Genomic DNA, 25,817 nt, shown 5'->3' with positions numbered 1-25,817 from the left:
GTGCACACGGACGCGGCGTCCCCGCCTCTCAGGAGTAGCGCGGGTGCGGAAGCGTGGAGGGGGGCAGTCCGGACAGCCGGGTGCGGGCGGCGTCCCGGGCCGCTTCCTGGAGGCCCCGGGTGGACACCGCGCGCAGGGCGGGCGTGTCGCGGTCCACCCGCAGCTCGGGGGCCCGGTCCCGGGCGGCCAGGACGAAGCCCCAGTCCTGCGGCGGGGCGTCGGCGGTGCCCAGGGTGCGGTCGGGCCCGGCGGCGAAGCCGGAGAGGCGGCCGCCCGTGCTGTAGGGGGTGGTGCGCAGGCCGGCGGCGCGCAGCGTGGACTCGACGGTCCAGTACGTACGGGGCCGCGTGGTCAGCGGTCCCGCGTGCACCGCGATACGCCCGCCGGGGGTCAGGGCCCGCGCGGCCAGCCCGTAGAACTCCTGGGAGTAGAGCTTGGTGCTGGGGGTGATGCCCGGGTCGGGAAGGTCGGAGACGATCACGTCGAACCGGTCGCGGGCGGCGGGTCCGCGCAGCCAGCGGAAGGCGTCCTGGGAAACGACGGCCAGGCGCGGGTCCTCGTAGGCGCGGCCGTTGAGGGCGGAGAGCATCGGATCGGTGCGGGCGAGCCGGACCACCCCGGGGTCGAGGTCGACGACGGTGACGGCGGCGACGTCCGGGTAGCGCAGCACCTCGCGGGCGGCGAGCCCGTCGCCGCCGCCGAGGACCAGGACGCGGGCGTGCGGGCCCGTCATCGCGGGGTGGACCAGGGCCTCGTGGTAGCGGTACTCGTCGTAGCCGCTGACCCGCAGCCGCCCGTCGAGGTAGAGGTCGAGGGAGCGCGGGGAGCCGGTGGAGGGGCCGGTCAGCACCAGCTCCTGCACCCCGGTCTGCACGGCGACCCGCACCTCGCCGCCGTAGACGGCGGTGCGCGCGACGCGCTCGAAGTCGTCGGCGAGCAGGGTCGCGCAGGCGAGCCCGGCGAGCACGGCGGCGTTGACCGCGAGGAGCAGCCAGCGGCAGCGGCGGCTGAGGTCGCGGCGGAAGAGCCACAGGACGAGTCCGCCGCCGACGACTGCGTTGACGGTGCCGGTGAGCATGGCCCCGGTGAGCTGGCCGAGGACGGGCAGCAGCAGGAAGGGGAAGGCGAGGCCGCCGACCAGGGCGCCCACGTAGTCGGCGGCGAACAGGTCGGCGACGGCCCCGCCGGCGTCCTGCCGGCGGATGCGCTGGATGAGGACCATCAGCAGCGGGATCTCGGCGCCGATGAGCACCCCGATGGCGAAGGAGAACGCGACGAGCGCGGGCCGGGACTCGCCCAGCCAGGCGAAGCTCGCGTAGAGGGCCATCGCGGAGAAGCCGCCGAGCAGGGCGAGCCCGGCCTCGATCACGGCGAAACCGAAGGCGGGCCGGGTGCGGAGCCGTTTCGCGAGGAGGGAGCCGACGCCCATGGCGAAGACCATCACGGACAGCACGACGGACGCCTGGGTGACGGAGTCGCCGATGAGGTAGGAGCCCAGGGCGAGCAGCTCCAGTTCGTACACGAGCCCGCAGGCGGCGCAGACGAACACCGTGGCCAGGACGAGGAGTCGGCCGGTCCGGGGCTGTACGGGCAGGGCGGCCGGGACGGTCTGCACGCCCCGCGGCTCCGCCGCCGGGAGCACCCCGCGGGGGGCGGAACGGTCGATCATGCAGCGAACCGTACGTCACCGCCTACTGACATCCTGTCACCCACATGGGTGTAAGTGCCCCAAGTGTCCGGCCAGTTGGCGTAATCCGTACGCAACCTGGCGTAGAGGCACGGGGCTAGACGGGTGCACCCGTCCGGACCCCGACGCGGGTGCGGGTGGCCACCAGCCGGCCCTCCTGCGGGTAGGCGTGCCAGGTCCGCCAGCGCACCTGCCCCTCGTGCCGCTGCGCGAGCATGGCGGTGAAGGCGTGAGGGTCACCCGGAAAGGTCCCCGCCAGTCCGTTCGGGTGGTCCGCGACCAGCGCGAGCAGTTCCTGCGCCCGCCCCGCGAAGGAGCCCCGCGAGAGGGTCTCGACCCGCGCGGCGAACTCGTACTCCCAGTCCCCCACCCGCTTCGCCACGCCCAGTGGCAGCGGCGTGCAGCTGCCGGGCATGCAGGCGACCGTCTCCGAGCAGTGCACCTCGCCCTCCTCCAGGAGCACCTGATGGGAGGCGCCGAGCAGACGCAACTCCACCTTCGCGTCCGCGAGCTGGAGGTTCAGTACGGCCAGGGCGGGCAGGCGGTCCCGTCCCAGGGCCCAGGCGAGGTCGGCGGCACGCGTGTCGGTGTAGGTGGTCTGGAGGGTCGTGAGCATGAGTCGGCTCCGCAAACGCGCGAGGGAGAGGGGCCGGGGCCCGCCAGCGGTATGCAACGGGTGGGGGGACACCGGCACGGGTCCACAGGGAGTCCAGGGAGGTCCTCCGAGGACTGGTCTACTCAACCGAGGGAATCATGAAAGGCACGGCACTCACAGCGTTTTTACCCAACTTGAAGGGGTTTACATCCCCTCGGGGGCTACCCGGTTCACGTGTTCAAGGACGGGTCCTCCCCGGGCCTTCTCGCGCACCCGAACAAGAAGACGCCCGAGGGAAGTTGTCCCCACCGGGCGCCCCGTCCACGCGGCCGCGGCCGCCCCGGTCCAGTGTCAGCTCCCCCCGCACCCTCCGCCACCGCAGGACGAACCGCAGGACGAACCGCAGGAGGACGACGAACCGCACGAGGACGAGGATCCGCAGGAGGAAGAACCCCCGTCACCCGCCCACCAGCTGCCGCCGGAGCTCCCTCCGCTGCCGGATCCGCCCCCACCGCCGGACACCTTCCTCACGACCCAGACGACCGCTCCCGCGACCGCCGCGACGATCAGCACGACGACGACCATGTCCTCGCCCCCTTCTGACGCCCCGGTCCCCCGGGGTACGGGATCCCCGCGTCCCGCGTGCAGGGGGGATGCCCCCGGCCAGACGCGCCAAAGCACACTTGAGCAACTCCAGAGGTTCCCCTCAGGATGGCGCCCATGAGCGCACCCGTGGGCGGCGACCGCCCCTTCCTGAACCGTCGCCTGGCCTCCTTCGGCACCACGATCTTCGCGGAGATGTCGGCCCTGGCCGCCCGCACCGGATCGATCAACCTGGGCCAGGGCTTCCCCGACACCGACGGGCCCGCCGAGATCGCCGAGGCGGCCGTCCGGGCGATCCGCGACGGCCGGGGCAACCAGTACCCGCCGGGTCCGGGCGTCCCCGAGCTCCGCCAGGCCGTCGCCGCCCACCAGCAGCGCTTCTACGGCCTGTCCTACGACCCCGACACCGAGGTGCTGGTCACGGCGGGCGCCACCGAGGCCATCGCCGCCGCCCTCCTCGCCCTCCTCGAACCGGGCGACGAGGTCATCGCCCTGGAGCCGTTCTACGACTCCTACGCCGCCTGCATCGCCATGGCCGGCGCCGTCCGCGTCCCGCTCACCCTGCGCGCCCCGCACTTCCGCCCCGACCTCGACGCCCTGCGCGACGCGGTCACCCCGCGCACCCGCCTGCTGCTGCTCAACACCCCACACAACCCGACGGGCACCGTCCTCACCCCCGAGGAGCTCGCCGCCATCGCCGAACTGGCCGTCGAGCGCGACCTGCTCGTCGTCACGGACGAGGTCTACGAGCACCTGGTCTTCGAGGGCGGCCACACCCCGCTCGCCTCCCTGCCCGGGATGCGCGAGCGCACCGTCACCATCTCCTCCGCCGGCAAGACCTTCTCCTTCACCGGCTGGAAGGTCGGCTGGATCACCGCCCCGCCCGCGCTGGTCTCGGCCGTCCGCTCGGCGAAGCAGTTCCTCACCTACGTCGCCTCCGGCCCCTTCCAGTACGCCGTCGCCGAGGCCCTCTCCCTGCCCGACACCTACTACGACGCCCTCCGCGGCGACCTCGCCGCCAAGCGCGACCTGCTCGCCGATGGCCTCGACGCCGCCGGCCTGCGGGTCTTCCGCCCCCAGGGCACCTACTTCGTCACCACCGACGTCTCGCCCCTGGGCGAGAAGGACGGCATGGCCTTCTGCCGCGCCCTGCCCGAGCGCTGCGGGGTCGTCGCCATCCCGAACCAGGTCTTCTACGACGACCGCGAGACCGGCGCCACCCAGGTCCGCTGGGCCTTCTGCAAGAAGACGGAGGTCCTCCGCGAAGCCGTGGACCGGCTTAGGGCACTCTAGGGCTCGATATGGACGTGACGACGAGACAGAGCCCGCCCGCCCCCGCGCGGGCCCCGCGGGCCCCACGAAGACAGGAGACGGTCTGGTCGGCCGGCCACGCGCTCGCGGTGTTCGCCGCCGTCCGCGGGGCCGGGGCGCTGGTGATCACCGTCGGGGCCTGGTGGGCCGGGCGCAACCCGGTGCGGGTGCTCGGCGGCTCCTGGGACTCCTACTGGTACCTCTCCATCGCCGCCCACGGCTACGGCCGCACCCAGATGTGGCCCGCCTCGGACTCCATCCAGAGCGACTCCGCCTTCTTCCCGCTGTTCCCGGTGCTGGTGCACCTCCTCGGCGGCGGCCCCGTCGCCGGGCTCGTGGTGGCCTGGACGGCGGCGGCCGCCGCCGCCGTCGGGGTGTACCGGGTCGGGGAGCGGCTGCTCGGACCGCAGGCCGCGGTGCTGCTCGTCGCGCTGTGGGCCTCACTGCCGCACGCGGTGGTGCTGGGCCTCGCCTACACCGAGCCGCTGCTGTGCGCGCTGGCCTCCTGGGCCCTGTACGCGCTGCTGCGGGAGCGCTGGATGTGGGCGGCCTCCCTGGCGGTGCTCGCCGGGCTGACCCGGCCCACCGGGATCGCCGTGGCCGCCGCCGTGAGCGTGGTGGCCCTGCGGGAGCTGCTGCGGGGAAGCCGCGCGCCCGCGGTGTGGGCGGCCGGGCTGCTCGCGCCCGCCGGCTGGGCGGGGTACGTCGCGGCCGTCGGGATACGCCGCCACGAGTGGCTGGGCTACTTCACCGTCCAGCGGCAGTGGGGCTCGCGCTTCGATTTCGGGGCCGGCACGGTCGGCGTCGTGGACAAGGTCCTGACCGGCGGCGACGTCACGATCCCGGTGGCCGTGACGGTCGCCACGCTGGCCGCGGCGGTGCTGCTCGCGGTGCTCCTGCTGCTGGACCGGGCACCGCTGGCGCTGCTCGTGTACACCGCCACCCTGCTGGTGATCACCCTCGGCGGGGCGGGGTTCTTCGAGTCGAAGCCGCGGTTCCTGCTGCCCGCGTTCCCGCTGCTGCTGCCCCTGGCCGCCGCGACGGCGAAAGCCCGGCCGCGCACGGCGGTCGTGGTGACCGCCTGCATGGCCGGGCTCTCCTGCGGCTACGGGGCGTACCTCACGCTCATGGCGAAGGTACCCCTCTAGAGGGCCGTGGAGCGGGGACGGCTAGGCGTCGTCCCCGTCCTCGGAGTCGCCCTCTGCGGAGTCGACCTCCTTCTCCAGGCCGAGCTGCTCGATGAGCCACTTGTCGAACTCGATCGACGCACGGACCCAGCTGACCGTGGAGGACACGAAGTGCTCCAGGCTGACGCCGGTGCCGATCAGCATCTGCGCTTCGCCGATCAGTCGGACGGAGCCGTCGTCGTGCGTGTGGCTGTAGACCTTGGGCCACAGGGTGCGGCGGTTCCAGTCGTCGATCGACTCGAGCAGCTGCGGCTTGTCGTCGATCGCGTGCGGACGGTCGTAGAAGGTGCGGACGGAGAAAACCTGCTGCTCGCCCTCACCACGGAACATGAAGTACGTGCGGAAGTCCTCCCACGGCGCCGCGAGGTCTCCCTCGTCGTCGACTACGTACTTGAGCTCCATCTGCTCCAGGAGCTGCTTCACCAGATCCTGGTCGGGGACGACGGGGCCCGCCGGTCCTGTGGCCTGCGGTTCGGGCTGACCCCCGAAGTTCGGAATCGAGGCCGGGTCGATGCTCACCGTGTACTTCCCTTCGTGCGGATACAGCCATCCTCCACCATCGCGCCCACCCCGTGTCCAGCCCCGCACCCGCGATCCGCTCCGGGCGGACACGGGAGCGCGGCGGTCCTTACGGATACGGGGCTACAGGGCCCGGCCGACCAGCAGGTCGTCCCCGGCCACGTCGACCCGTACCGTGTCACCGTCGCGGACCTCGCCGGACAGGATCTCCTTCGCCAGCCGGTCGCCTACCGCCGTCTGGATCAGGCGGCGCAGCGGGCGCGCGCCGTACGCCGGGTCGTTGCCCTTCTCGGCCAGCCAGGCCAGGGCCTCGGGCGTGACGTCCAGGGCGAGGCGGCGGTCGGCGAGGCGCTTGGCCAGGCGGGAGATCTGGAGCTCGGCGATGTGCGCCAGCTCGTCCCGGGTGAGGGCCGAGAAGACGACGAGGTCGTCGAGGCGGTTGAGGAACTCCGGCTTGAAGCTCGCCCGGACCACGTCCAGGACGCGCGCCTTCTTGTCCTCGGCGGAGGTGACCGGGTCGACCAGGAACTGGCTGCCCAGGTTGGAGGTGAGGATCAGGATGGTGTTGCGGAAGTCGACGGTGCGCCCCTGTCCGTCCGTGAGGCGGCCGTCGTCGAGGACCTGGAGCAGGATGTCGAAGACCTCGGGGTGGGCCTTCTCGACCTCGTCCAGCAGCACCACGCTGTACGGGCGGCGCCGGACGGCCTCGGTGAGCTGGCCGCCCTCCTCGTAGCCGACGTAGCCGGGCGGGGCGCCGACGAGCCGGGCCACGCTGTGCTTCTCGGAGTACTCGGACATGTCGATGCGGACCATGGCCCGCTCGTCGTCGAAGAGGAAGTCCGCGAGGGCCTTGGCCAGCTCGGTCTTGCCCACGCCCGTGGGGCCCAGGAAGAGGAACGAGCCGGTCGGCCGGTCCGGGTCGGCGATGCCGGCGCGGGTGCGGCGCACTGCGTCGGCGACGGCCCGTACGGCCTCGGTCTGCCCGATCAGGCGGCGGCCCAGCTCGTCCTCCATGCGCAGGAGCTTCTGGGTCTCTCCCTCCAGGAGGCGGCCGGCCGGGATGCCGGTCCAGGCGCCGACCACGTCCGCGATGTCGTCCGGGCCGACCTCGTCCTTGACCATGGCGCTCTTGAAAGGTCCGGTCTTGGCCGGCCCGGCCTGCGCCTCCTCCTCGGTGGCCTCGGCGAGCTCGCGCTCCAGCGCGGGGATCTCCCCGTAGAGCAGCTTGGAGGCGGAGTCGAAGTCCCCGTCGCGCTGGGCGCGCTCGGCCTGGCCGCGCAGGTCGTCCAGGCGCTCCTTGAGCTCGCCGACGCGGTTGAGGGACTGCTTCTCCTTCTCCCAGCGGGCGGTGAGGCCGCGCAGCTCCTCCTCCTTGTCGGCGAGGTCCTTGCGCAGCTTCTCCAGGCGCTCGATCGAGGCCGGGTCGGACTCGTTCTTCAGCGCCAGCTCCTCCATGCGCAGGCGGTCGACGGAGCGCTGGAGCTCGTCGATCTCCAGCGGCGAGGAGTCGATCTCCATGCGCAGCCGGGAGGCGGCCTCGTCGACGAGGTCGATGGCCTTGTCGGGGAGGAAGCGGGAGGTGATGTACCGGTCGGAGAGGGTGGCGGCGGCGACGAGGGCGCCGTCGTTGATGACGACCTTGTGGTGGGCCTCGTAGCGGCCCTTGAGGCCGCGCAGGATCGCGATGGTGTCCTCGACGGTGGGCTCCGCGACCAGCACCTGCTGGAAGCGGCGCTCCAGCGCCGCGTCCTTCTCGATGCGCTCGCGGTACTCGTCGAGGGTGGTGGCGCCGACCATCCGCAGCTCGCCGCGGGCCAGCATGGGCTTGAGCATGTTGCCCGCGTCCATGGCGGAGTCCCCGCCGGCGCCGGCGCCGACGACCGTGTGCAGCTCGTCGATGAAGGTGATGATCTGACCCTCGCTCGACTTGATCTCGGCGAGGACGGTCTTGAGGCGCTCCTCGAACTCGCCGCGGTACTTCGCGCCGGCGACCATGGCGCCCAGGTCGAGGGAGACGAGCCGCTTGTTCTTGAGGGACTCGGGGACGTCGCCCTTGACGATGCGCTGGGCGAGGCCCTCGACGACGGCGGTCTTGCCGACGCCGGGCTCGCCGATGAGCACCGGGTTGTTCTTGGTGCGGCGCGAGAGGACCTGGACGACGCGCCGGATCTCGTGGTCGCGGCCGATGACGGGGTCGAGCCTGCCCTCGCGGGCGGCTGCCGTGAAGTCGGTGCCGAACTTCTCCAGGGCCTTGTACTGGCCCTCGGGGTCGGGGGTGGTCACCCGCCGTCCTCCTCGTGCGTTCTCAAAGGCGGCCAGCAGCTTCTTCGCGGTCGCGCCCTGGGCGGAAAGGACCTCACCGGCCGCGCCGCCCTTGGCGGCGACGGCGATGAGGAGGTGTTCGGTGGAGAGGTAGTCGTCGCCGAGCTCCTTCGCCTCGGAGTCGGCCTCGGCGAGCACGGCGAGCAGGTCCCGGCTGGGCTGCGGGGGCGCGACCGTGGAGCCGGTGACGCTGGGCAGGGCGGCGAGCAGCCGCTCGGCTCCGGAGCGGACGGCGGCCTGGTCGGCCTCGGTGGCGGCGAGCAGGTCGGTGATGTTCTCGTTGTCCTCGCCGGCGAGCAGGGCCAGCAGCAGGTGTGCGGGCGTCAGGTCGGCGTGGCCGTCCTTGACGGCCCTGCTGGTGGCCGCGTTCAGCGCGTCACGGCTCTTGTTGGTCAGCTCGGCGTCCACTCTCGGTTTCTCCTCTCCGGCGGGGCTACGACTCTCCAGTGCAGAACTCTGACTGGTTCAGCGTCTGCAAAGTTGAGTCTATTCCACTCAAGGCCGGATCCGGGCCGGACATATGCTTCGGACCATGCCTGATTCCAAGCCGGTCCACGACGTACTCAACCCCACGCCCGCCTACCTCGCCTTCTGGCGGGAGCGCCACATCTGCACCCTGACCACGCCGCGACCCGACGGCACCCCGCACGTGGTCCCGGTGGGAGTGACGTACGACCCGGAGGCCGGGCTGGCGCGGGTGATCAGCAACAGGCACAGCAGGAAGGTGCGCAACGTGCTGGCGGCGCCGGACGGCGGGGCGCGGGTGGCGGTGTGCCAGATGGAGGGCCGGCGCTGGGCGACGCTGGAGGGGCGGGCGGTGGTCCGCACGGACGAGGCGTCGGTCGCGGACGCGGTGGCGCGCTACGCCGAGCGGTACGGGCGGACGCCCTCGCCGAACCCGGACCGGGTGGTCCTGGAGATCACCCTGGACCGCGCCATGGGGCGCGCCTGAGGAAAACGGCCGGATTCGAGCGGTCCTCAAGGGATTCTCAGGGGATCCTCAGCCGGATGTCCGGTTCCGGCACTGGACGCGGACAGCACAACGGCGCCATCGTGGTCAGGTCCACGATGGCGCCGTTGTGTGGGGGAAGCACCTGGAGCGATCTGCAACGACGGGGGAATCGCCTCAGGCACTGCGGGGGGTGGCGGTGGTGATATCGGGTTCGAAGAGCTGGTGATCACGCTGGTCGAGGTTGACGAAGACCATGCCGTACCGCACTTCGCAGCGGACGGGCTGCGGTGCGCCCCGGGGGCGGCGCAGGCAGCGGTAGGCACGGACGTCCTCGTCCTCCTCGCGCACGATGACGATCGGCTGGCCGAACAGGGTGACCATCAGCGAGTCGCCGGCGTAGGGGATCGCCGTGGCGAGATCGATGAACTGCCAGCCAGAGCGGTATGCCGAGGCCATCTCGCGCCGGAAGTCGCGGTCGTCGGGGGTCATCAGGCGGCCGTCGCAGGAGTGCTGTTCCAGCCGAAATCACCCTCGGCCGTCGTCACGACCACCGAACTGGCAACGGTCTGAGCGCTTCCCGCGTCTCCATCGACGGCGACGACTGCTCCGAATACCGCGGCGGCGGAGAAAACAACGGCAAGCGCCGAGCGAAGCATTCTCTTATACATGGTCGGCTTCGTCCTCACTTGATGGAATCCTCTCCCCCGCACTGTCAGACGATGGCTCATTCAGGCACGTCAGTGCCACAGGGACGATGCATCATGTTCTTACATGTTCAGGACCCTGGGGGGTGGAGATTTGCCCAAGAGCGACATAAACCCGACACATCGCCACCCCGTCACGGAGATGTGCGCCGAGGGAGCGCGACTCTACGCAGCCGCCCTGAGCACCGGCCGCGTCGCCCGCGGCGAGGTTGAGAACGCCCCCTGCCTGCTCGAACTCGCCCTCCTGCGGCCCGACCCGGACGACGCGAACCAGCTGCGCGCGGTTCCCCCGTCCATCGCGCTGGCCCAGCGGCTCCATCCGCTCGAACGCGAGATCCAGGAGCGCCGGCGCACCGCCGTGGATCTCACCGACGCGTTCGAGCCTTTTCTCACCATCAGCGCCCAGAGTCCCGCCAACACCCACGCCATCACGGTGCTGGAGGGATTCGACCAGATCAACGCCGCCATCGACCTGGCCACCGCCGAGTGCCACACCGAGGCCCTGACGATCCAGCCGGGCGGGGCCAGGCCGACCTTCGTCCTCAGCGAGTCCCTGGAGCGGGCCACGCCGATGATCGACCGCGGCGTGAGCATCCGCACGCTCTACCAGCACACGGTGCGCCACAGCCAGGGCACGCTCGCCTACGTGGACCGGATCTCCGTGGGGAAGGTGGAGATCCGCACGCTGGAGGAGCTCATAGAGCGTCTCATGATCTTCGACCGCACGGTGGCGTTCATCCCGGCGAGCGATGACCGAAAAGTGGCCCTGGAGTTGCGGCATCCGGGGCTGATCGACTACCTGATCCGGGTCTTCGAACAGCTGTGGCGCAGGGCCGTGCCGCTGACCGACGAGGTCACCTACACGCACAGCTCCGACGGCATCTCGGGCGTCCAGCGCTCCATCGCCCAGCTCCTCATCGAGGGGCATGTCGACGAGGCGATCGCCCGCCGCCTGGGGATGAACGTCCGCACCTGCCGCGCCCACATCGCGAAGCTGGCCACCGCCCTCGGCAGTGGCAGCCGGGCCCAGCTGGGCTACCTCATCGCCCAGTCCGGCATCCTGCACAGCGAGGGCGAAGCGGAGGGCGGACCGGGCTGCCAGGGGCCCGCTGAGGGCCTCACGGCGCCCCGCTGAGGAAACGGGGCCGGAGAACATGCCGAAGGCCCCGTCCCGCCCCCTGGAGGGGCCGGACGGGGCCTTCGTACGCGCTGCGGGGCCCGCGCGTCAGTCCATCGGGCGCTTGGGGCGCCAGACGACCAGGGCGCTGCCCGGCTGCGGCGGCTGGTACGGGACCAGGTCGCGCCGGTACGAGGCATGCACCGCGGCCTCGCGGGCCTGGAGGGCGGCGGCCGCGCCGTCCACCGCCGAGGAGAGCTCGGCGACGCGCTGCTGGAGCGCGGCCACCTGGTTCTCCAGTTCGATGATCCGTTTGATGCCCGCCAGGTTGATGCCCTCGTCCTGGGACAGCTGCTGCACCGTGCGGAGCAGCTCGATGTCCCGGGCCGAGTAGCGCCGACCGCGCCCGGCCGTGCGGTCCGGGGAGACCAGGCCGAGGCGGTCGTACTGGCGGAGGGTCTGCGGGTGCAGTCCCGAGAGCTGGGCGGCCACCGAGATCACGTAGACCGGGGTCTCGTCGGTGAGCTGGTACGCCCCTTCACCGAAGCGGGACTGTCGTCGGCGGCCTTCCACGTCAAGCTCCCTTCGCGGACTCGAACAGCAGGGCGCGCGGATCGTCGGACCCGGTGGCGTCCCGGTACATCTCCAGGGCCTCGCGGGCCTTGTCGGACAGTTCCGCCGGTACCGCGACCTCCACCGTGACGAGCAGGTCGCCGCGGGTGCCGTCCTTGCGGACCGCGCCCTTGCCGCGGGCCCGCATCGTACGGCCCGTGGGGGTGCCCGGGGGAAGCTTCAGGGTCACCGGGGGGCCGCCCAGGGTGGGGACCTTGATATCGGCGCCCAGGGCCGCCTCGGCGATCGTGACGGGCACGGTCACCGTGAGGTTGTCGCCCTTGCGGCCGAACACGGGGTGGGTGCCGACATGCACGACGACGTAGAGGTCGCCCGCCGGGCCGCCGCGCTCGCCCGGGGCGCCCTTGCCGCGCAGCCGGATCCGCTGGCCGTCGGAGACGCCCGCCGGGATCCGGACCTGCATGGTCCGGGAGGACTTGGCGCGCCCGCTGCCCTTGCAGACCTCGCAGGGGTTCTCCGCGATCAGGCCGCGGCCCTTGCAGTCCGCGCAGGGGTCGGTCAGCGAGAAGCCGCCGCCGCTGCCCCGGGAGACCTGTCCGGTGCCGACGCAGGTCGGGCACACCCGGGGCGTGCCGTTCTTGTCGCCGGTGCCCGAACAGGCCTTGCAGGGGGCCTGCGAGGACATCCGCAGCGGGACCGTCGCCCCGTCCACGGCCTCCGTGAAGGAGAGCGTGACCTCGGACTCGATGTCCTGGCCGCGGCGCGGCTGGGTGCGGGTGCCCGCACCGGCGCCGGCGCCGCGGTTGAACAGGCCGCCGAAGACGTCGCCCAGGCCGCCGCCGAAGCCGCCCTGGCCGGCGCCCTGGGTACCTCCGAAGAGGTCGCCCAGGTCGAAGTTGAACGAGCCGCCCCCGCCCGGACCGGGGCGGAAGCCCCCGTTGCCGAACAGGGCGCGGGCCTCGTCGTACTCCTTGCGCTTCTTGGCGTCTCCGAGGACGTCGTTCGCCTCGGAGATCTCCTTGAAACGCTCCTCGGCCGAGGCGTCGCCCTTGTTGGCGTCCGGGTGGAACTCGCGGGCGAGCTTCCGGTACGCCTTCTTGATCTCGGCCTCGGTGGCGTCCTTCGGGACACCGAGGACCTTGTAGTAGTCCTTCTCGACGAAGTCCTTCGTGTTCATCCCCGGTGACCCTCCTCTCGGCTACCTACATGGTGTGCGTCAGCCCTTGTCGGGGGCATCCGTGTCCTTGTCGGACGGCGTGTCGCCGTCGGCGGACTCGGACTTCGCCGCGGGTGCCGCGCCCGGCTGGGGCTCGGCCACCGCGACCCGCGCGGGGCGGATCGTGCGCTCGCCGATCCGGTACCCCGGCTGCAGGATCGCCACGCAGGTCGTCTCGGTGACATCCGGCGCGTACGAGTGCATCAGGGCCTCGTGGATCGTCGGGTCGAAGGGCTCGCCCTCCTTGCCGAACTGCTGCAGCCCCATCTTGGCCGCGGCCGTCTCCAGCGACTCGGCCACCGACTTGAAGCCGCCGACCACCTCGCCGTGCTCCCGGGCCCGGCCGATGTCGTCCAGGGTCGGCAGGAGCTCCGACAGCAGGTTCGCGACCGCGATCTCCTTGACGGCGACCCGGTCCCGCTCCACGCGGCGGCGGTAGTTCTGGTACTCCGCCTGGAGCCGCTGGAGGTCCGCGGTGCGCTCGCCGAGCGCGGTACGGGCCTGGTCCAGCTGCGCCAGGAGAGCGACGTCCTGAGCGTCCCCGGCGGGGGCCGCCTCCTCCTTCTCGGAGGAGTCGGCGGCCTTCGCCCCGGCGTCGTCAGCGGCCGAGCCGGTGGGGACTTCGGGCTTCTCGTCGAAGCCCGGGGTCTCCTCCGACATCAGGCCTGGCCGCCCTTCGGCTTGTCCTCGTCGACGATCTCGGCGTCGACGACGTCGTCCTCGGCCTTGGCCTGGCCCGCGTCACCGGCGCCGCCGGCGGCCTGGGCGGCCTGCGCGTCGGCGTAGATGGCCTGGCCCAGCTTCTGGCTGACCGCGGCGAGCTTCTCCGTGGCCGTGCGGATCTCGGCGGTGTCCTCGCCCTTGAGCTTGTCCTTCAGCTCGGTGACGGCCGTCTCGACCTCGGTCCTGACCTCGGCCGGGACCTTCTCCGCGTTGTCCGCGAGGAACTTCTCCGTCTGGTAGACGAGCTGCTCGCCCTGGTTGCGGGACTCGGCGGCCTCGCGGCGGCGGTGGTCCTCCTCCGCGTACTGCTCGGCCTCCTGGCGCATGCGGTCGACCTCGTCCTTGCCGAGCGAAGAGCCGCCGGTGACGGTCATCTTCTGCTCCTTGCCCGTGCCGAGGTCCTTCGCGGTCACGTGCATGATGCCGTTGGCGTCGATGTCGAAGGAGACCTCGATCTGCGGGACGCCGCGCGGGGCCGGCGGCAGGCCCGTCAGCTCGAACATGCCGAGCTTCTTGTTGTACGCCGCGATCTCGCGCTCGCCCTGGTAGACCTGGATCTGCACGGACGGCTGGTTGTCCTCGGCCGTCGTGAAGATCTCCGACCGCTTGGTCGGGATGGTCGTGTTGCGCTCGATGAGCTTGGTCATGATGCCGCCCTTGGTCTCGATACCGAGGGACAGCGGGGTCACGTCGAGGAGCAGGACGTCCTTGACCTCACCCTTCAGCACACCGGCCTGGAGGGTGGCGCCGATGGCGACGACCTCGTCCGGGTTGACGCCCTTGTTGGCGTCCTGACCACCGGTGAGCTCCTTGACGAGCTCGGCGACGGCCGGCATACGGGTGGAGCCGCCGACCAGGACCACGTGGTCGATCTCGGACAGGTTGATGCCCGCGTCCTTGATGACGTTGTGGAACGGGGTCTTGCAGCGGTCGAGCAGGTCCGCGGTGAGCTGCTGGAACTGCGAGCGCGTGAGCTTCTCGTCCAGGTGCAGCGGGCCCTCGGCGGAGGCCGTGATGTACGGCAGGTTGATCGTGGTCTCCGTGGAGGAGGACAGCTCGATCTTCGCCTTCTCGGCGGCCTCGCGCAGGCGCTGGAGCGCCATCTTGTCCTTGGAGAGGTCCACACCGTGACCGTTGGCGAACTGCTTCACCAGGTAGTCGACGACGCGCTGGTCCCAGTCGTCGCCACCGAGGTGGTTGTCACCGTTGGTGGCCTTGACCTCGACGACACCGTCACCGATCTCCAGGAGGGACACGTCGAAGGTGCCGCCGCCGAGGTCGAAGACGAGGATGGTCTGGTCGTCCTTGTCGAGGCCGTAGGCCAGGGCGGCGGCCGTCGGCTCGTTGACGATGCGCAGGACGTTGAGGCCCGCGATCTCGCCGGCCTCCTTCGTCGCCTGGCGCTCGGAGTCGTTGAAGTAGGCCGGGACGGTGATGACCGCGTCCGTGACCTTCTCGCCCAGGTACGCCTCGGCGTCGCGCTTCAGCTTCTGCAGGATGAAGGCGCTCATCTGCTGCGGGTTGAAGTCCTTGCCATCCAGGTTGATCTTCCAGTCAGTGCCCATGTGGCGCTTGACGGAGCGGATGGTCCGGTCCACGTTCGTGACCGCCTGGCGCTTGGCCACCTCGCCGACGAGGACCTCGCCGTTCTTGGCGAAGGCGACGACGGACGGCGTGGTCCTGGCACCCTCGGCGTTGGTGATGACGGTGGGCTCGCCGCCTTCGAGAACGCTGACGACGGAGTTAGTGGTGCCCAGGTCGATGCCGACCGCACGTGCCATTTCGATTCCTCCAGCTGACTTGAGTGGAACAGACTCAAGGATGCACGGCGGCCCCGCCCACGTCAACAGAGCTGAGCCGAGGAGACTCAACCTTTAGGCCGTTCCTACACTCAGGGCGGGCCGGAATCCGGCCCGCCGGCGCCCGGAACCCGGGGCCCGGCGCCGCTGAGGCCGGGCCGCGGAACAGCACCCGAACGGGTTCCCGGCGCGCGACGCGGCCGCGCGGCACACCGGGGGGCGGGCCGGGGTCCGGCAGCGTGCGGGCATGCCCCTGCTGCCGCCCCTCCCCGCCCGGCCGTCGCGGCTCCGGCCGCACCGACTCCGGACACCGCGGCTCCGGACACCGCGGCTCCGGCCACTCCGAATCCGGACGCCGCGGCTCGGCGCGCCGCGGCTACGCCTCCGGATGCCGGCCCTCCGCGCCCCGGTGCGATGGCCGGCCAGACCCCCCGCCAAGCGGGTCTGCGACCTGATCGGCGCGGTGGCCCTGCTGGCGGCGTGCGCCGGCCCGGCCCTGCTGGCCGCCGCCCTGCTGTACGGGTCCCGGCGCGCGGGCGTCCTCGTACGGGAGCCCGCCCTCGGCCTGGCCGGGCGCCCCTTCCGCACCTGGCGACTGCGGACCGAGGGCGCGGGGCGGGCGGGGGCGTGGGTCCGGCGGTGCGCCCTGGAGGGACTGCCGCAGCTGCTGAACGTGCTGCGCGGCGAGATGTCACTGGTCGGGCCGCGCCCCGGGGTGGGCGCCGAACACCCCGAACGCCTGCTCGTACGCCCCGGAATGACCGGATTGTGGCAGGTCAGCGCACGTTCCGACCTCCCCTGGGAGGAGATGGCCCTGCTGGACCGGCACTATGTGGAGAGCCATTGGCTGGGGATGGACCTCGCGATCCTCGCGAAGACCCCTCGGGCCGCCCTCCGACAGAGGCGGACCTGAGCGACACAGATCACCGCTCACTCACCTACAGTGCGGCGCGGGAAATGGGTAACCTCAAGCCTTGACTCAATAAGTTACCGCTTAGTAAGTCCCGCCCGAGGAGCCCTCCCATGCAACTCGCCGCGATCATCGTGTCGCTGGTCCTGACCGTGGTCGGCGTCGCGCTGCTCGCCCGAGCCGTGGCGCAGATCTACCGGTTCGTGAAACTCGGCCAACCCGTACCCGCGGGCAGTCGCACCGACCGCCCGAAGGAACGAACGATCACCCTGGTCAGGGAGTTCCTCGGCCACTCCCGGATGAACCGCTGGGGCATCGTCGGCTTCGCCCACTGGTTCGTCGCGATCGGCTTCCTGACGCTGCCGCCGACCCTGGTGCAGGCCTTCGGCCAGCTGTTCCAGGCCGACTGGCTGCTGCCGATCGTCGGCGACTGGCTGCCCTTCGAGCTCTACACCGAGTTCATCGGTGTGATGACGGTCGTCGGCATCGCCGTCCTGATGGTGATCCGCCTGCTCAACCTTCCCTCGCGCGCCGGTCGGAAGTCGCGCTTCGCGGGCTCGAAGGCCTGGCAGGCGTACTTCGTCGAGTGGGTCATCCTCACCATCGGCGTCGCCATCCTGTGCCTGCGCGGCCTCGAGGGCGCGATCCACGACGTGGACACCTACGAGCCGGCGTACTTCGCCTCGTACCCGCTGGTCATGGCCTTCCAGGAGCTCTCGCCCGGCAGCATCCAGAACGCGATCTACTTCACCGCGATGGTGAAGATCAGCGTCTCGTTCATCTGGATGATCACGGTCTCCCTCAACACCAACATGGGTGTCGCCTGGCACCGCTTCCTCGGCTTCCCGAACATCTGGTTCAAGCGGAACGCCGACGGCGCGACGGCGCTCGGCGCCCTCCAGCCGATGACGAGCGGCGGCAAGGAGATCGACTTCGAGGACCCGGGCGAGGACGACGTCTTCGGCGTCTCCCAGGTCGAGCAGTTCTCCTGGAAGGGCATCCTCGACTTCTCCACCTGCACCGAGTGCGGTCGCTGCCAGTCGCAGTGCCCCGCCTGGAACACCGGCAAGCCGCTGTCCCCCAAGCTCCTCATCATGTCGCTGCGCGACCACGCGCACGCCAAGGCCCCGTACCTGCTCGCGGGCGGCGGCAAGACGATGGAGGGCGAGGAGAAGGCCTCGGCCGAGCAGCTCGCCGGCGTCCCGGCCACGGCCCTCGCGGAGGCGGAGCGCCCGCTCATCGGCACCGCCGAGGAGAACGGCGTCATCGACCCGGACGTGCTGTGGTCCTGCACCACCTGCGGTGCGTGCGTCGAGCAGTGCCCGGTCGACATCGAGCACATCGACCACATCGTCGACATGCGCCGCTACCAGGTGATGATCGAGAGCGCGTTCCCGTCGGAGGCGGGCACGATGCTCAAGAACCTGGAGAAGAAGGGCAACCCCTGGGGCCTGGCCAAGAAGCAGCGCGTGGAGTGGACGAAGGAGGTCGACTTCGAGGTCCCGATCATCGGGAAGGACGCGGAGGACCTCTCGGAGTTCGACTACCTGTACTGGGTCGGCTGCGCCGGCGCGCTGGAGGACCGGGCGAAGAAGACCACGAAGGCCTTCGCCGAGCTGCTGAACATCGCGGGCGTCAAGTTCGCGATCATGGGCGGCGAGGAGAAGTGCACCGGTGACTCGCCGCGCCGCCTGGGCAACGAGCCGCTGTTCCAGCAGCTGGGCCAGGAGAACGTCGCGATGCTGAACATGGCGTTCGGCGAGGACGACGAGGACCCGTCGACGAAGAAGCCGAAGTCGGCGAAGCGGATCGTCTCGACCTGCCCGCACTGCTTCAACACCATCGCGAACGAGTACCCGCAGCTGGGCGGCGAGTACGAGGTCATCCACCACACGCAGCTGCTCCAGCACCTGATCGACGAGGGCCGGCTGACGCCGGTGACGCCGGTCGAGGGTCTGATCACGTACCACGACCCCTGCTACCTGGGCCGCCACAACAAGGTCTACACGCCGCCGCGCGAGATCATGTCGGCGGTGCCGGGGCTGCGCCAGCAGGAGATGCACCGCCACAAGGAGCGGGGCTTCTGCTGTGGCGCCGGTGGCGCGCGGATGTGGATGGAAGAGCGCATCGGCAAGCGCATCAACAACGAGCGCGTGGACGAGGCCCTGTCCCTCAACCCGGACATCGTCTCGACGGCGTGCCCGTTCTGCCTGGTCATGCTGACGGACTCGGTCAACGGCAAGAAGAACGACGGCCAGGCGAAGGAATCCGTCCAGGTCGTGGACGTGGCGCAGCTCCTGCTGGAGTCGGTGAAGGCCCCGGAGCCGACGGAGGAGGAACTGGCGCAGGCCGCCGCCGAGGCCGCCGCAGCCGCCGAGGCCGAGGCGAAGGCGGACGCGGAAGCCAAGGCAAAGGCCGAGGCGGAAGCCAAGGCAAAGGCCGAGGCGGAAGCCAAGGCCAAGGCCGAGGCGGAAGCCAAGGCAAAGGCTGAAGCCGAGGCCGAGGCGGACTCCGAGGCCGCGCCCGCGGCGGAGGAGAAGGCGGAAGCCACCGAGGCGAAGGCCGAAGCCGAGACTCCGGCGGAGCCGAAGACCGAGGCCAAGGCCGACACCGAGGCAGAGGCCGCTCCGGAGGCCGGGGCCAAGTCGGACGCCAAGGCCGAGCCCGAGGTGAAGGCGGACGCGAAGACCGAGGCCAAGGCCGACACCGAGGCAGAGGCCGCTCCGAAGGCCGAGGCCGAGCCGGAAGCCGACACCACGGCTGACACCGAGGCCGACGCCGAGGAGGCTCCCGCCAAGGCGGAATCCGAGGTGAGGCCCGAGGGCGCCAAGTAGCGCCGTCGGCACAAGCGACAGGAACGGCCGGTCCCCGTGGAGGGGGACCGGCCGTTCCTGCATACCGGGACGGGGCCACGGCACGGAGTGGGCCCCTTCGGCATTCCGTTGTGCACAGCATCGAATGACATCGAAGCGCCGCACACCCCGGCAAACCACCCACCCCCACGCCCCCTAGGGGATGTCACAGCTCAGCCGCAAAGGCCCTGTTTCCACCGGCCCGGCCACCACCGCCCGCCGGAGCAGGTACTTTCGATCACGTGGCTGGATTCAGGATCGGACGGGGCCGGGACGACAACCGCCCCCCGCAACAACCCCCGCACGCCCCGCGGCAGCAGCCGTACGGCCAGCAGCAGGCGCCCCAGGCGCAGGCGCAGGCGCCGTACGGCCATCAGCCGTACCCGCCCGCCGGCGGCCCGCCGCCCCAGCAGCACTGGCCCCAGCCGGGCGGCGGCAGCCACGGGGAGCCCGAGTACTTCGACCCGTACGGCGGCGGCCACCACCAGCAGCCGCACCACGCGGCCCCGCACGAGCCCGCGTACGCGGACAACCCGGGCCACACGCAGGCCTTCTCCCTCGGCGAGGACCCGTACGGCCAGGCCGCTGCCTACCACTCCGGGGCGGCCGCGGCCGCCCCGGCCGGGCCGCGCCTGCACTGGAAGGACCTGCTGCGCGGCATCGTGCTGAGGCCCGGGCCGACGTTCCTCCAGATGCGTGACTACGCCGTCTGGGGTCCGGCGCTCGTCGTGACCTTCATCTACGGCATGCTCGCCGTCTTCGGGTTCGACAAGGCCCGCGAGGACGCGATCAAGGCGACCCTCACCCAGGCGATCCCGATCGTCCTGAGCACCGGCGCGGCCTTCGTCGTCTGCGGCCTCATCCTGGGCGCGGTCACCCACACCCTGGCCCGCCAGCTGGGCGGCGACGGGGCGTGGCAGCCGACCGTGGGCCTGTCGATGCTGGTCATGTCCATCACCGATGCCCCGCGCCTGCTGGTGGCGGTGTTCCTGAGCGGCGACAACATGGTCGTGCAGGTCCTGGGATGGGCGACCTGGCTGGCGGCCGCCGCGCTCTTCACCTCGATGGTCAGCAAGTCGCACGACCTGCCCTGGCAGAAGGCGCTGGGCGCGTCCGCGATCCAGCTGGTCGCCCTGCTGTCGATGATCAAGCTGGGCATGCTCTGACCGCACGGCCGGACATCCGGCCTTCCGGACGCGGGAAGGGGCCCGTCGCGCAGTGTGCGCGACGGGCCCCTTCCCGTATGTCCTGAGAGGTCAGGCGTCGAGGATCTGGCCCTCGCGCTTGACCACCGGCGGCTCCGTGGACCACGGGAACTCGATCCAGTCGTCCGTCTTCTTCCACACGTACTCGCACTTCACGAGCGAGTGCGACTTCTCGTAGATCACGGCCGAGCGCACCTCGGCGACGTGGCCGAGGCAGAAGTCGTGGACGAGCTTGAGCGTCTTCCCGGTGTCGGCCACGTCATCGGCGATGAGGACCTTCTTGTCGGTGAAGTCGATCGCCTCGGGCACGGGCGCCAGCATGACCGGCATCTCCAGGGTGGTGCCCACGCCGGTGTAGAACTCCACGTTCACGAGGTGGATGTTCTTGCAGTCCAGCGCGTAGGCCAGACCGCCGGCGACGAACACCCCGCCCCGGGCGATGCTGAGGATGATGTCCGGCTCGTAACCGTCGGCGGCGATGGTCTGCGCCAGCTCTCGGACGGCGCTGCCGAACGCCTCGTAGGTCAGGGTCTCGCGTACGTCGCTCATGCCTCGTGCCTCACCTGGGTGCGGTGGAAGTTCTGGAAGGAGCGCGAGGCGGTCGGCCCGCGCTGCCCCTGGTACCTGGACCCGTACCGCTCGCTGCCGTACGGGAACTCCGCGGGCGAGCTGAGGCGGAACATGCACAGCTGCCCGATCTTCATGCCCGGCCAGAGCTTGATCGGCAGCGTGGCGAGGTTCGACAGCTCCAGGGTCACGTGACCCGAGAACCCGGGGTCGATGAACCCGGCCGTCGAATGCGTCACCAGCCCCAGGCGGCCCAGGCTGGACTTCCCCTCCAGCCTGGAGGCGATGTCCTCGGGGAGCGAGATGACCTCGTACGTCGAGGCGAGGACGAACTCACCCGGATGCAGGATGAAGGCCTCGTCCCCCTCCGGCTCGACCATGCGGGTCAGATCGGGCTGCTCGATCGCGGGGTCGATGTGTGCGTAACGGTGGTTCTCGAAGACCCGGAAGAACCGGTCGAGTCGCACGTCGATGCTGGAGGGCTGCACCATCGACTCGTCGAACGGGTCAATGCGAACCCGTCCGCTGTCGATCTCGGCCCGGATGTCTTTGTCGGAGAGAAGCACGTCCCGAGGATACGCAGAGCGCGCGGGCCGCCCCCAATCGAGAGCGGACCCGCGCGCCTACGGAGCCCGGTGCGAGGTCCCTACCGCTTGACGCCGCCCACGGGCACCGCGTGCCTCAGCCGCGCGCACCGCGGACACCGCAGCAGCCGCCCCGGTCCGATCCGGCCGGCACCGAGGTGCTGCAGCGGGAAGGAGGCGGTGCTGAAAACGTGCCCTTCGGCACAACGGACGACTGTGCGCTCCATCGAGTCCCTTTCCCCAACGAGCCGTACTGCGATGAATCGCCACATTAGGGGATGATCGGGACCCGCTCCAGTTGCCGCTCCGCGCCCCAAAGGTACGCCCCAACTCCCGCACCCGTAGCGCCTGGTGCCCCGTCCGGAAGACGCCGACCCGGCGGGTGGATTCACCGGGGGTCGATCATGGGGTACAGTGTGCAACGGTAGGGATCCAGGCAGCTGGACCACTCTGCGGATGTAGTTTAATGGTAGAACATGAGCTTCCCAAGCTTATAGCGCGGGTTCGATTCCCGTCATCCGCTCCACGGCAAAGCCCCAGGTCAACGACCTGGGGCTTGTTTGTTGTCTAGACCTATCAGGGCCCGCGCGCCATTCGCGTGCCATAAGTGCCGTAACGGGGCGTCAGATTGGACCTCGAACCGTCACTCGCGGCCACCGCGCGCCCAACGGTCCCGAATCCCGAGACGCATTTCGGGTGACCTGCGCCACACGCCGCAGGGGCGCGGCCCCGGCTGTCTGCCTGGACCGCACCCCTGTACGTGCGTCACCTCCGCCGTGCCACTCCGGCAGGAGCCGCGAGCGGGGGAACGATCCTGTGCACGGTGGCGGTCGCGCTGTTACCCGCCCCAAGGATGGAGCAAGGGTTCCGGCGGATCAGCTCGTCCTCGACGGCCGTCTGCATGATGGCCTTCAGCAGCCGGTAGGACTTAGCCGTGGTGGTGGCCCCCGTCGCCTTGCGCCGTTCCGCGCGCCAAGTCCTGACCTTGGCAGTGCCGCTCGCCATCATCGGCACGGCGGCTCCGGCGCAGGCCGACAACGACAGCAACTTCGGCAGCGGCGTCAACGCCGCCAACGCCGGGCGATCAATGGCGGACGGCTGGGGCGCGGTGCTCATGCGGTTTCGGTTTCCCGTCCCAGCCGGAAGGCCCAGATCGGCGAGTCAGGAGAGCTTCGCGGCCAGGACCTCGACGGGCAGGATTTCGGGATCCTCGGCGAGCAGCTTGGGGGCGTTCTCCATGAGCGCCGCCGCGATCCGGCCCTGGAGGTGTGCTTGGCGGTTCTCCTCGGTGGCGAAGGCGTCGAAGATGCCGAAGGTGGTGGGGCCCAGGCGCAGCGCGAACCAGACGGTGGTGCCGGCCTCTTCCCCGGCCAGGGCGAGGGCGCCGGTGAGGAGTTCCTCGACCTCGCGGACATACTCCGGCTTGGCCTCGATGCGGGCGAGCAGGCCGATGCGGGTGGTCTCGGGGACAAGGGCGTTCGTCATCGAGTGCTCCTCGGTGCGTGGTGGGTGGTGCGTGGTGGACGCGGTGCGACCCGGTGGGGTGTCGCGCCGCCGTGCGATGTGATCACCGTATGAGCGGCAGAGGGGCTCGGGTCAGTGGCGCATCCGCCGGATGTTTTACCGTTTCCGACATGAGGATTTCGGTACTGGTCATGGACGGCCTCTTCGACTCCGGGCTGGCCACGGTCTTCGACGTCCTGCAGATGGCCAATGAACTGCGAGAGGAACTGCCTCACCCTCCACCGCGCTGGGAGCTGACCCGCGTCAGCGGGCGGGGGGCCGTCCGTACGGCCTCAGGGCACGTGGTCGAAGCCCAGGACGCCGGGGTCGGACCGCGGCCCGACCTCCTCATCGTGCCCGGGGCCGGCCCCAAACAGCCCGCACCCCTGCTGGACTGGGTGGCCGCCCCGGAACGGGAACCCGAACGCGAGGCGCTCCGGCGGGCCCGGGCCGAGGGCGTCCCCCTGGCCGCGGCCTGCACGAGTACGTTCCTCCTCGCCGAGGCAGGGGTGCTGAACGGGCTCACCGCCACCACCAGTTGGTGGCTGGCCCCGGCCTTCCGGCAGGCCTACCCCCACGTGGCCCTGGACGAGAGCCACATGCTGGTCCACGCCCCGGGGGTGACCACGGCCGGAGCCGCCATGGCACACCTCGACCTCGGCCTCGCCCTGGTACGGCAGGCCAGCCCGGCCCTCGCCGACCTCACGGCCCGCTACCTCGTGGTCGACCACCGCCCCACCCAAGCCGGTTACGCCATTCCCAGCCACCTCGCCCGCACCGATCCCACCGTCAGCGCCTTCGAGAGCTGGGTCCGCGCGCACCTCGACCAGCCCCTGCGGATGACCGAAGCGGCACGGGCGGTCGGCGCGAGCGAACGGACCCTCCAGCGCGCCGTGGACAAGGTCCTGGGCGTCTCACCCCTGCGGTTCGCCCAGACCATCCGGCTCGAACAGGCCGCCCACCTGCTGCGCACCACGGACCTGCCCACGGAGACCGTCGCCCGCCGCGTCGGCTACGAGAACGCCTCCACCCTCACCACCCTGCTGCGTCAACGCCTCGGCACCACCCCCGGCCGCCTCCGCAACGGAACCGCGCCCGCCAGCGCCTAGACCCGCCTGGGCCCTGTCCGCGACGACGCTCGGTGCCGGCCTCACGTGCGAGTGATTCCATGCAGCACCGGTGACAGCCACCGTTCCCAGGAACACCGTGTATCCCCCTCCAGAACGCGGAACCCTCTGCCCTCGCAGCCGTGCTCCTCTCACCGGGGGGCTGCGCGGCAGCCGCTGCGAGTGGTGAGCGGGGTTCCGCGGCCCAGAAGCCCGCGCAGATCGCCACCAGTACGCGCCATGAAGCCGGCAGCGATGGCGGAGTAGGTGCCGATCACCATCGGCACCTGGAACGGCGCGCGGGAGCACGTTCGCTCAGCGGATTCCGGAGTCGGGATGTTCGGGCGGCGCGCCCGAGCTATGCCGTACGCGTATCGCAGCTTCCGGTGCCGAGCACCGCCGATCGCCTCCTCGGCCGGGACCCTGCCGTTCCCTCACGGTGCGGAGGCCCGCCGCAGCGCAGATGCGCACATCGTCGCGTGGCGTTCCAGGCCGCAGCGCTCCACGCGGCCAAGCCGACGGGTGCGTGCCCCATCCGTGCCCCTGGCAGCGATGAAGAGCGGTCAACACCGGCGCGGGAAGGCCCTCACAACGAGCCGCCCAGTGACCGATACTTGCAGGTCAGAGACCACATCGGCGCTGTGGGCGCCATAGATTCCCAAGCTTTAGCGCGGGTTCGATTCCCGTCATCCGCTCCACGACAAAGCCCCGGGTCGTCCGTGTGCCTCGCTTCCAAGTCGCCATCATGCGGACCTTCGCTGTACGTGGCAGCGTGATCCGAGAGGAATCCGTACCCCCACGCACCAAGAGGAGCGCTGTCATGGACGGTACACAGGACAAGCGTCAGGAGCCGGGCAAGGACCGGGGCCTGGGCCGCGAGCCCCAGGAACACCATCGCCCCGGGGACCCCGCGCAGCCCCGACCGGGCAGGCAGTCGCGTGAGAAGGGGCAGAAGCCCGGTGCGAAGGAGACCTCGCGCCGCCGCGAGGACAACCTGCTGCGCGAAGAGGACCTGCACGACGAGGGGCTCTGACCAAAGCGCCGCACGCCCGGAGCCCGGCCGGTACGCAACACTCCGGCCGGGCTCTGCCGCATCCCGACCGCCCGACGCCGAAGGAGACCGGGCCGCCCGCCACGGGGGCGCCGCGCTCTCGGCTCGGCCGCCGTGGATTCGAGGTCAGCCTGCCGCATCGGCGGCGCCGTCCCCGGGTTCGGGTGTGATGGCGACGAGGAGCTGAGCGGCCGGCGTGATGTTGTCGGCGCGGACGGCGCGGGCCATCGCTTCCCGGGCGGTAGCGGCGGCGGTGTCCGGGGGAACCACCAACAGGGCGAAGTGGTCGTTGCGGCCGCGCGTGACGAGAACGGTGTCGTCGCCGACGGGGGCGGAGTCGAGGTGCACGACCTGGCCATCGATGACCAAGCGGGTCGGGATGCCGTTCCAGGCGGATGCGTCCACGCCCACGCGGGTGATCGGGCCGAGATGCCCGGTCAGCACTCTGATCAGCGCCGGCAGCTCGGTGCCGATGTCGCGGGTGCGTGGCCACCAAGCGCCGTCGAGCAGCCCCTCCCGGGACTGCGTGGTCTCCAGCCGCAGCACGGCCGCCCCGGGCTGGATCGTATGGTGGATCGCATCCGGCAGGAGCAGTGAGGGCGTGTGGGGGATGTCGGAGTCAGTCATGTGGGTTCACCCGTCTACGGGGGGCGGCCGTACTGCGTCGCAGGCCGGCACCGAGGCCGGTCGGGCGACGTCCGCGGGCCTGTGGTCCTTTCACGGTACTCCCA

General features: G+C 70.9%; 22 protein-coding genes, 1 tRNA gene and 2 pseudogenes. 10 read left to right on the top strand and 15 right to left on the bottom strand.

The annotated features are described in order from the left end of the window. Positions 1-28 precede the first annotated feature (28 nt). Both ACFY15_RS07095 and ACFY15_RS07090 read right to left on the bottom strand, forming a co-directional pair. Positions 29-1,669, bottom strand: a complete 1,641-nt coding sequence (locus ACFY15_RS07095; RefSeq protein WP_390825114.1) for a polyamine aminopropyltransferase — start codon at positions 1,667-1,669, stop codon at positions 29-31. Positions 1,670-1,784: 115 nt separating this feature from the next. Further along, positions 1,785-2,303 carry a DUF2617 family protein gene (locus tag ACFY15_RS07090; protein WP_390686357.1) on the bottom strand — a complete coding sequence of 173 codons (519 nt, stop codon included), beginning with the start codon at positions 2,301-2,303 and terminating at the stop codon, positions 1,785-1,787. A gap of 690 nt (positions 2,304-2,993) precedes the next feature. Here ACFY15_RS07090 and ACFY15_RS07085 point away from each other — a divergent pair. Continuing rightward, complete coding sequence (locus ACFY15_RS07085; RefSeq protein ID WP_390686356.1) at positions 2,994-4,178, top strand: pyridoxal phosphate-dependent aminotransferase; 1,185 nt, start codon at positions 2,994-2,996, stop codon at positions 4,176-4,178. An 8-nt stretch (positions 4,179-4,186) separates the two neighbouring features. Further along, positions 4,187-5,344 carry a hypothetical protein gene (locus tag ACFY15_RS07080; RefSeq protein ID WP_390686355.1) on the top strand — a complete coding sequence of 386 codons (1,158 nt, stop codon included), beginning with the start codon at positions 4,187-4,189 and terminating at the stop codon, positions 5,342-5,344. A 21-nt stretch (positions 5,345-5,365) separates the two neighbouring features. Here the strand turns inward: ACFY15_RS07080 and ACFY15_RS07075 are convergent, their stop codons facing one another. Further along, on the bottom strand, positions 5,366-5,902 hold the full coding sequence (locus tag ACFY15_RS07075; protein WP_042820112.1) for a YbjN domain-containing protein: 537 nt from the start codon (positions 5,900-5,902) through the stop codon (positions 5,366-5,368). A gap of 123 nt (positions 5,903-6,025) precedes the next feature. After that, complete coding sequence (gene clpB / locus ACFY15_RS07070; protein ID WP_390686354.1) at positions 6,026-8,632, bottom strand: ATP-dependent chaperone ClpB; 2,607 nt, start codon at positions 8,630-8,632, stop codon at positions 6,026-6,028. A 124-nt stretch (positions 8,633-8,756) separates the two neighbouring features. Here clpB and ACFY15_RS07065 point away from each other — a divergent pair, with 124 nt between their 5' ends. Beyond that, on the top strand, positions 8,757-9,176 hold the full coding sequence (locus tag ACFY15_RS07065) for a pyridoxamine 5'-phosphate oxidase family protein (protein ID WP_390686353.1): 420 nt from the start codon (positions 8,757-8,759) through the stop codon (positions 9,174-9,176). 174 nt (positions 9,177-9,350) lie between these two features. On the opposite strand, the gene ACFY15_RS07060 is transcribed toward ACFY15_RS07065, so the two are convergent. Beyond that, a complete protein-coding gene (locus ACFY15_RS07060; protein WP_042820115.1) occupies positions 9,351-9,665 on the bottom strand; it encodes a (2Fe-2S)-binding protein in 315 nt (104 codons plus the stop codon). After that, positions 9,665-9,862: a hypothetical protein gene (locus tag ACFY15_RS07055; protein ID WP_390686352.1), complete on the bottom strand. Its 198-nt coding sequence runs from the start codon at positions 9,860-9,862 to the stop codon at positions 9,665-9,667. Before ACFY15_RS07055 ends, ACFY15_RS07060 begins: the two co-directional genes overlap by 1 nt. Before the next feature lie 85 nt (positions 9,863-9,947). On the opposite strand from ACFY15_RS07055, the gene ACFY15_RS07050 reads away from it, so the two are divergent. Beyond that, complete coding sequence (locus ACFY15_RS07050) at positions 9,948-11,015, top strand: helix-turn-helix transcriptional regulator (protein WP_390686351.1); 1,068 nt, start codon at positions 9,948-9,950, stop codon at positions 11,013-11,015. A gap of 90 nt (positions 11,016-11,105) precedes the next feature. Here the strand turns inward: ACFY15_RS07050 and ACFY15_RS07045 are convergent, their stop codons facing one another. From ACFY15_RS07045 to dnaK, 4 genes are read right to left on the bottom strand one after another with little or no spacing between them, the layout of a single operon-like run. Beyond that, positions 11,106-11,570, bottom strand: coding sequence for a heat shock protein transcriptional repressor HspR (locus ACFY15_RS07045; RefSeq protein ID WP_390686350.1), 465 nt, complete (start codon positions 11,568-11,570; stop codon positions 11,106-11,108). Between the two features lies 1 nt (position 11,571). Then, positions 11,572-12,747, bottom strand: a complete 1,176-nt coding sequence (dnaJ, locus tag ACFY15_RS07040; protein WP_390686349.1) for a molecular chaperone DnaJ — start codon at positions 12,745-12,747, stop codon at positions 11,572-11,574. A gap of 39 nt (positions 12,748-12,786) precedes the next feature. Continuing rightward, positions 12,787-13,446, bottom strand: coding sequence for a nucleotide exchange factor GrpE (grpE, locus tag ACFY15_RS07035; protein WP_390686348.1), 660 nt, complete (start codon positions 13,444-13,446; stop codon positions 12,787-12,789). Continuing rightward, positions 13,446-15,290 carry a molecular chaperone DnaK gene (gene dnaK / locus ACFY15_RS07030; RefSeq protein WP_390686347.1) on the bottom strand — a complete coding sequence of 615 codons (1,845 nt, stop codon included), beginning with the start codon at positions 15,288-15,290 and terminating at the stop codon, positions 13,446-13,448. Before dnaK ends, grpE begins: the two co-directional genes overlap by 1 nt. A 406-nt stretch (positions 15,291-15,696) precedes the next feature. On the opposite strand from dnaK, the gene ACFY15_RS07025 reads away from it, so the two are divergent. The 3 genes and pseudogenes from ACFY15_RS07025 to ACFY15_RS07015 all read left to right on the top strand — a co-directional run bounded on the left by ACFY15_RS07025 (position 15,697) and on the right by ACFY15_RS07015 (position 20,236). After that, positions 15,697-16,221, top strand: a complete 525-nt coding sequence (locus tag ACFY15_RS07025) for a sugar transferase (RefSeq protein WP_390686346.1) — start codon at positions 15,697-15,699, stop codon at positions 16,219-16,221. 110 nt (positions 16,222-16,331) lie between these two features. Further along, positions 16,332-18,548, top strand: a pseudogene (locus ACFY15_RS07020) (heterodisulfide reductase-related iron-sulfur binding cluster); the annotation flags it as partial. A gap of 764 nt (positions 18,549-19,312) precedes the next feature. Further along, the gene (locus ACFY15_RS07015; protein ID WP_390686345.1) at positions 19,313-20,236 is read left to right on the top strand and encodes a Yip1 family protein; all 924 of its coding nucleotides are present in this window, start codon (positions 19,313-19,315) and stop codon (positions 20,234-20,236) included. 90 nt (positions 20,237-20,326) lie between these two features. On the opposite strand, the gene ACFY15_RS07010 is transcribed toward ACFY15_RS07015, so the two are convergent. Continuing rightward, entirely contained in the window at positions 20,327-20,824 is a 498-nt protein-coding gene (locus ACFY15_RS07010; protein ID WP_344159849.1) for a phosphoribosyltransferase, read from the bottom strand. Beyond that, positions 20,821-21,408 carry a dCTP deaminase gene (gene dcd / locus ACFY15_RS07005; RefSeq protein ID WP_007265045.1) on the bottom strand — a complete coding sequence of 196 codons (588 nt, stop codon included), beginning with the start codon at positions 21,406-21,408 and terminating at the stop codon, positions 20,821-20,823. The genes ACFY15_RS07010 and dcd overlap by 4 nt, the downstream gene beginning before the upstream one ends. Before the next feature lie 470 nt (positions 21,409-21,878). On the opposite strand from dcd, the gene ACFY15_RS07000 reads away from it, so the two are divergent. Further along, positions 21,879-21,952 (top strand) — tRNA-Gly (locus ACFY15_RS07000). Between the two features lie 284 nt (positions 21,953-22,236). On the opposite strand, the pseudogene ACFY15_RS06995 reads toward ACFY15_RS07000, so the two are convergent. Together ACFY15_RS06995 and ACFY15_RS06990 are read right to left on the bottom strand one after the other, a co-directional pair. Then, positions 22,237-22,410 (bottom strand): annotated as a pseudogene (locus ACFY15_RS06995) (site-specific integrase); the annotation flags it as partial. Between the two features lie 177 nt (positions 22,411-22,587). After that, positions 22,588-22,911 carry a putative quinol monooxygenase gene (locus tag ACFY15_RS06990; RefSeq protein WP_390686344.1) on the bottom strand — a complete coding sequence of 108 codons (324 nt, stop codon included), beginning with the start codon at positions 22,909-22,911 and terminating at the stop codon, positions 22,588-22,590. A gap of 149 nt (positions 22,912-23,060) precedes the next feature. Between ACFY15_RS06990 and ACFY15_RS06985 the strand changes: the two genes are divergently transcribed. Then, entirely contained in the window at positions 23,061-24,038 is a 978-nt protein-coding gene (locus ACFY15_RS06985; protein ID WP_390686343.1) for a GlxA family transcriptional regulator, read from the top strand. Positions 24,039-24,855: 817 nt separating this feature from the next. Further along, on the top strand, positions 24,856-25,068 hold the full coding sequence (locus ACFY15_RS06980) for a hypothetical protein (RefSeq protein ID WP_390686342.1): 213 nt from the start codon (positions 24,856-24,858) through the stop codon (positions 25,066-25,068). A 144-nt stretch (positions 25,069-25,212) separates the two neighbouring features. On the opposite strand, the gene ACFY15_RS06975 is transcribed toward ACFY15_RS06980, so the two are convergent. Continuing rightward, positions 25,213-25,713 carry a DUF5994 family protein gene (locus ACFY15_RS06975; protein WP_390686341.1) on the bottom strand — a complete coding sequence of 167 codons (501 nt, stop codon included), beginning with the start codon at positions 25,711-25,713 and terminating at the stop codon, positions 25,213-25,215. Positions 25,714-25,817 lie beyond the last annotated feature (104 nt).

Origin of the sequence: Streptomyces sp. NPDC001373 (assembly GCF_042895815.1) — a bacterium.
In the GTDB taxonomy this organism is placed as follows: Bacteria; Actinomycetota; Actinomycetes; order Streptomycetales; family Streptomycetaceae; genus Streptomyces.
Note: the sequence above shows the minus strand (reverse complement) of the source record. Positions and strands in the feature narration are given on the sequence as shown.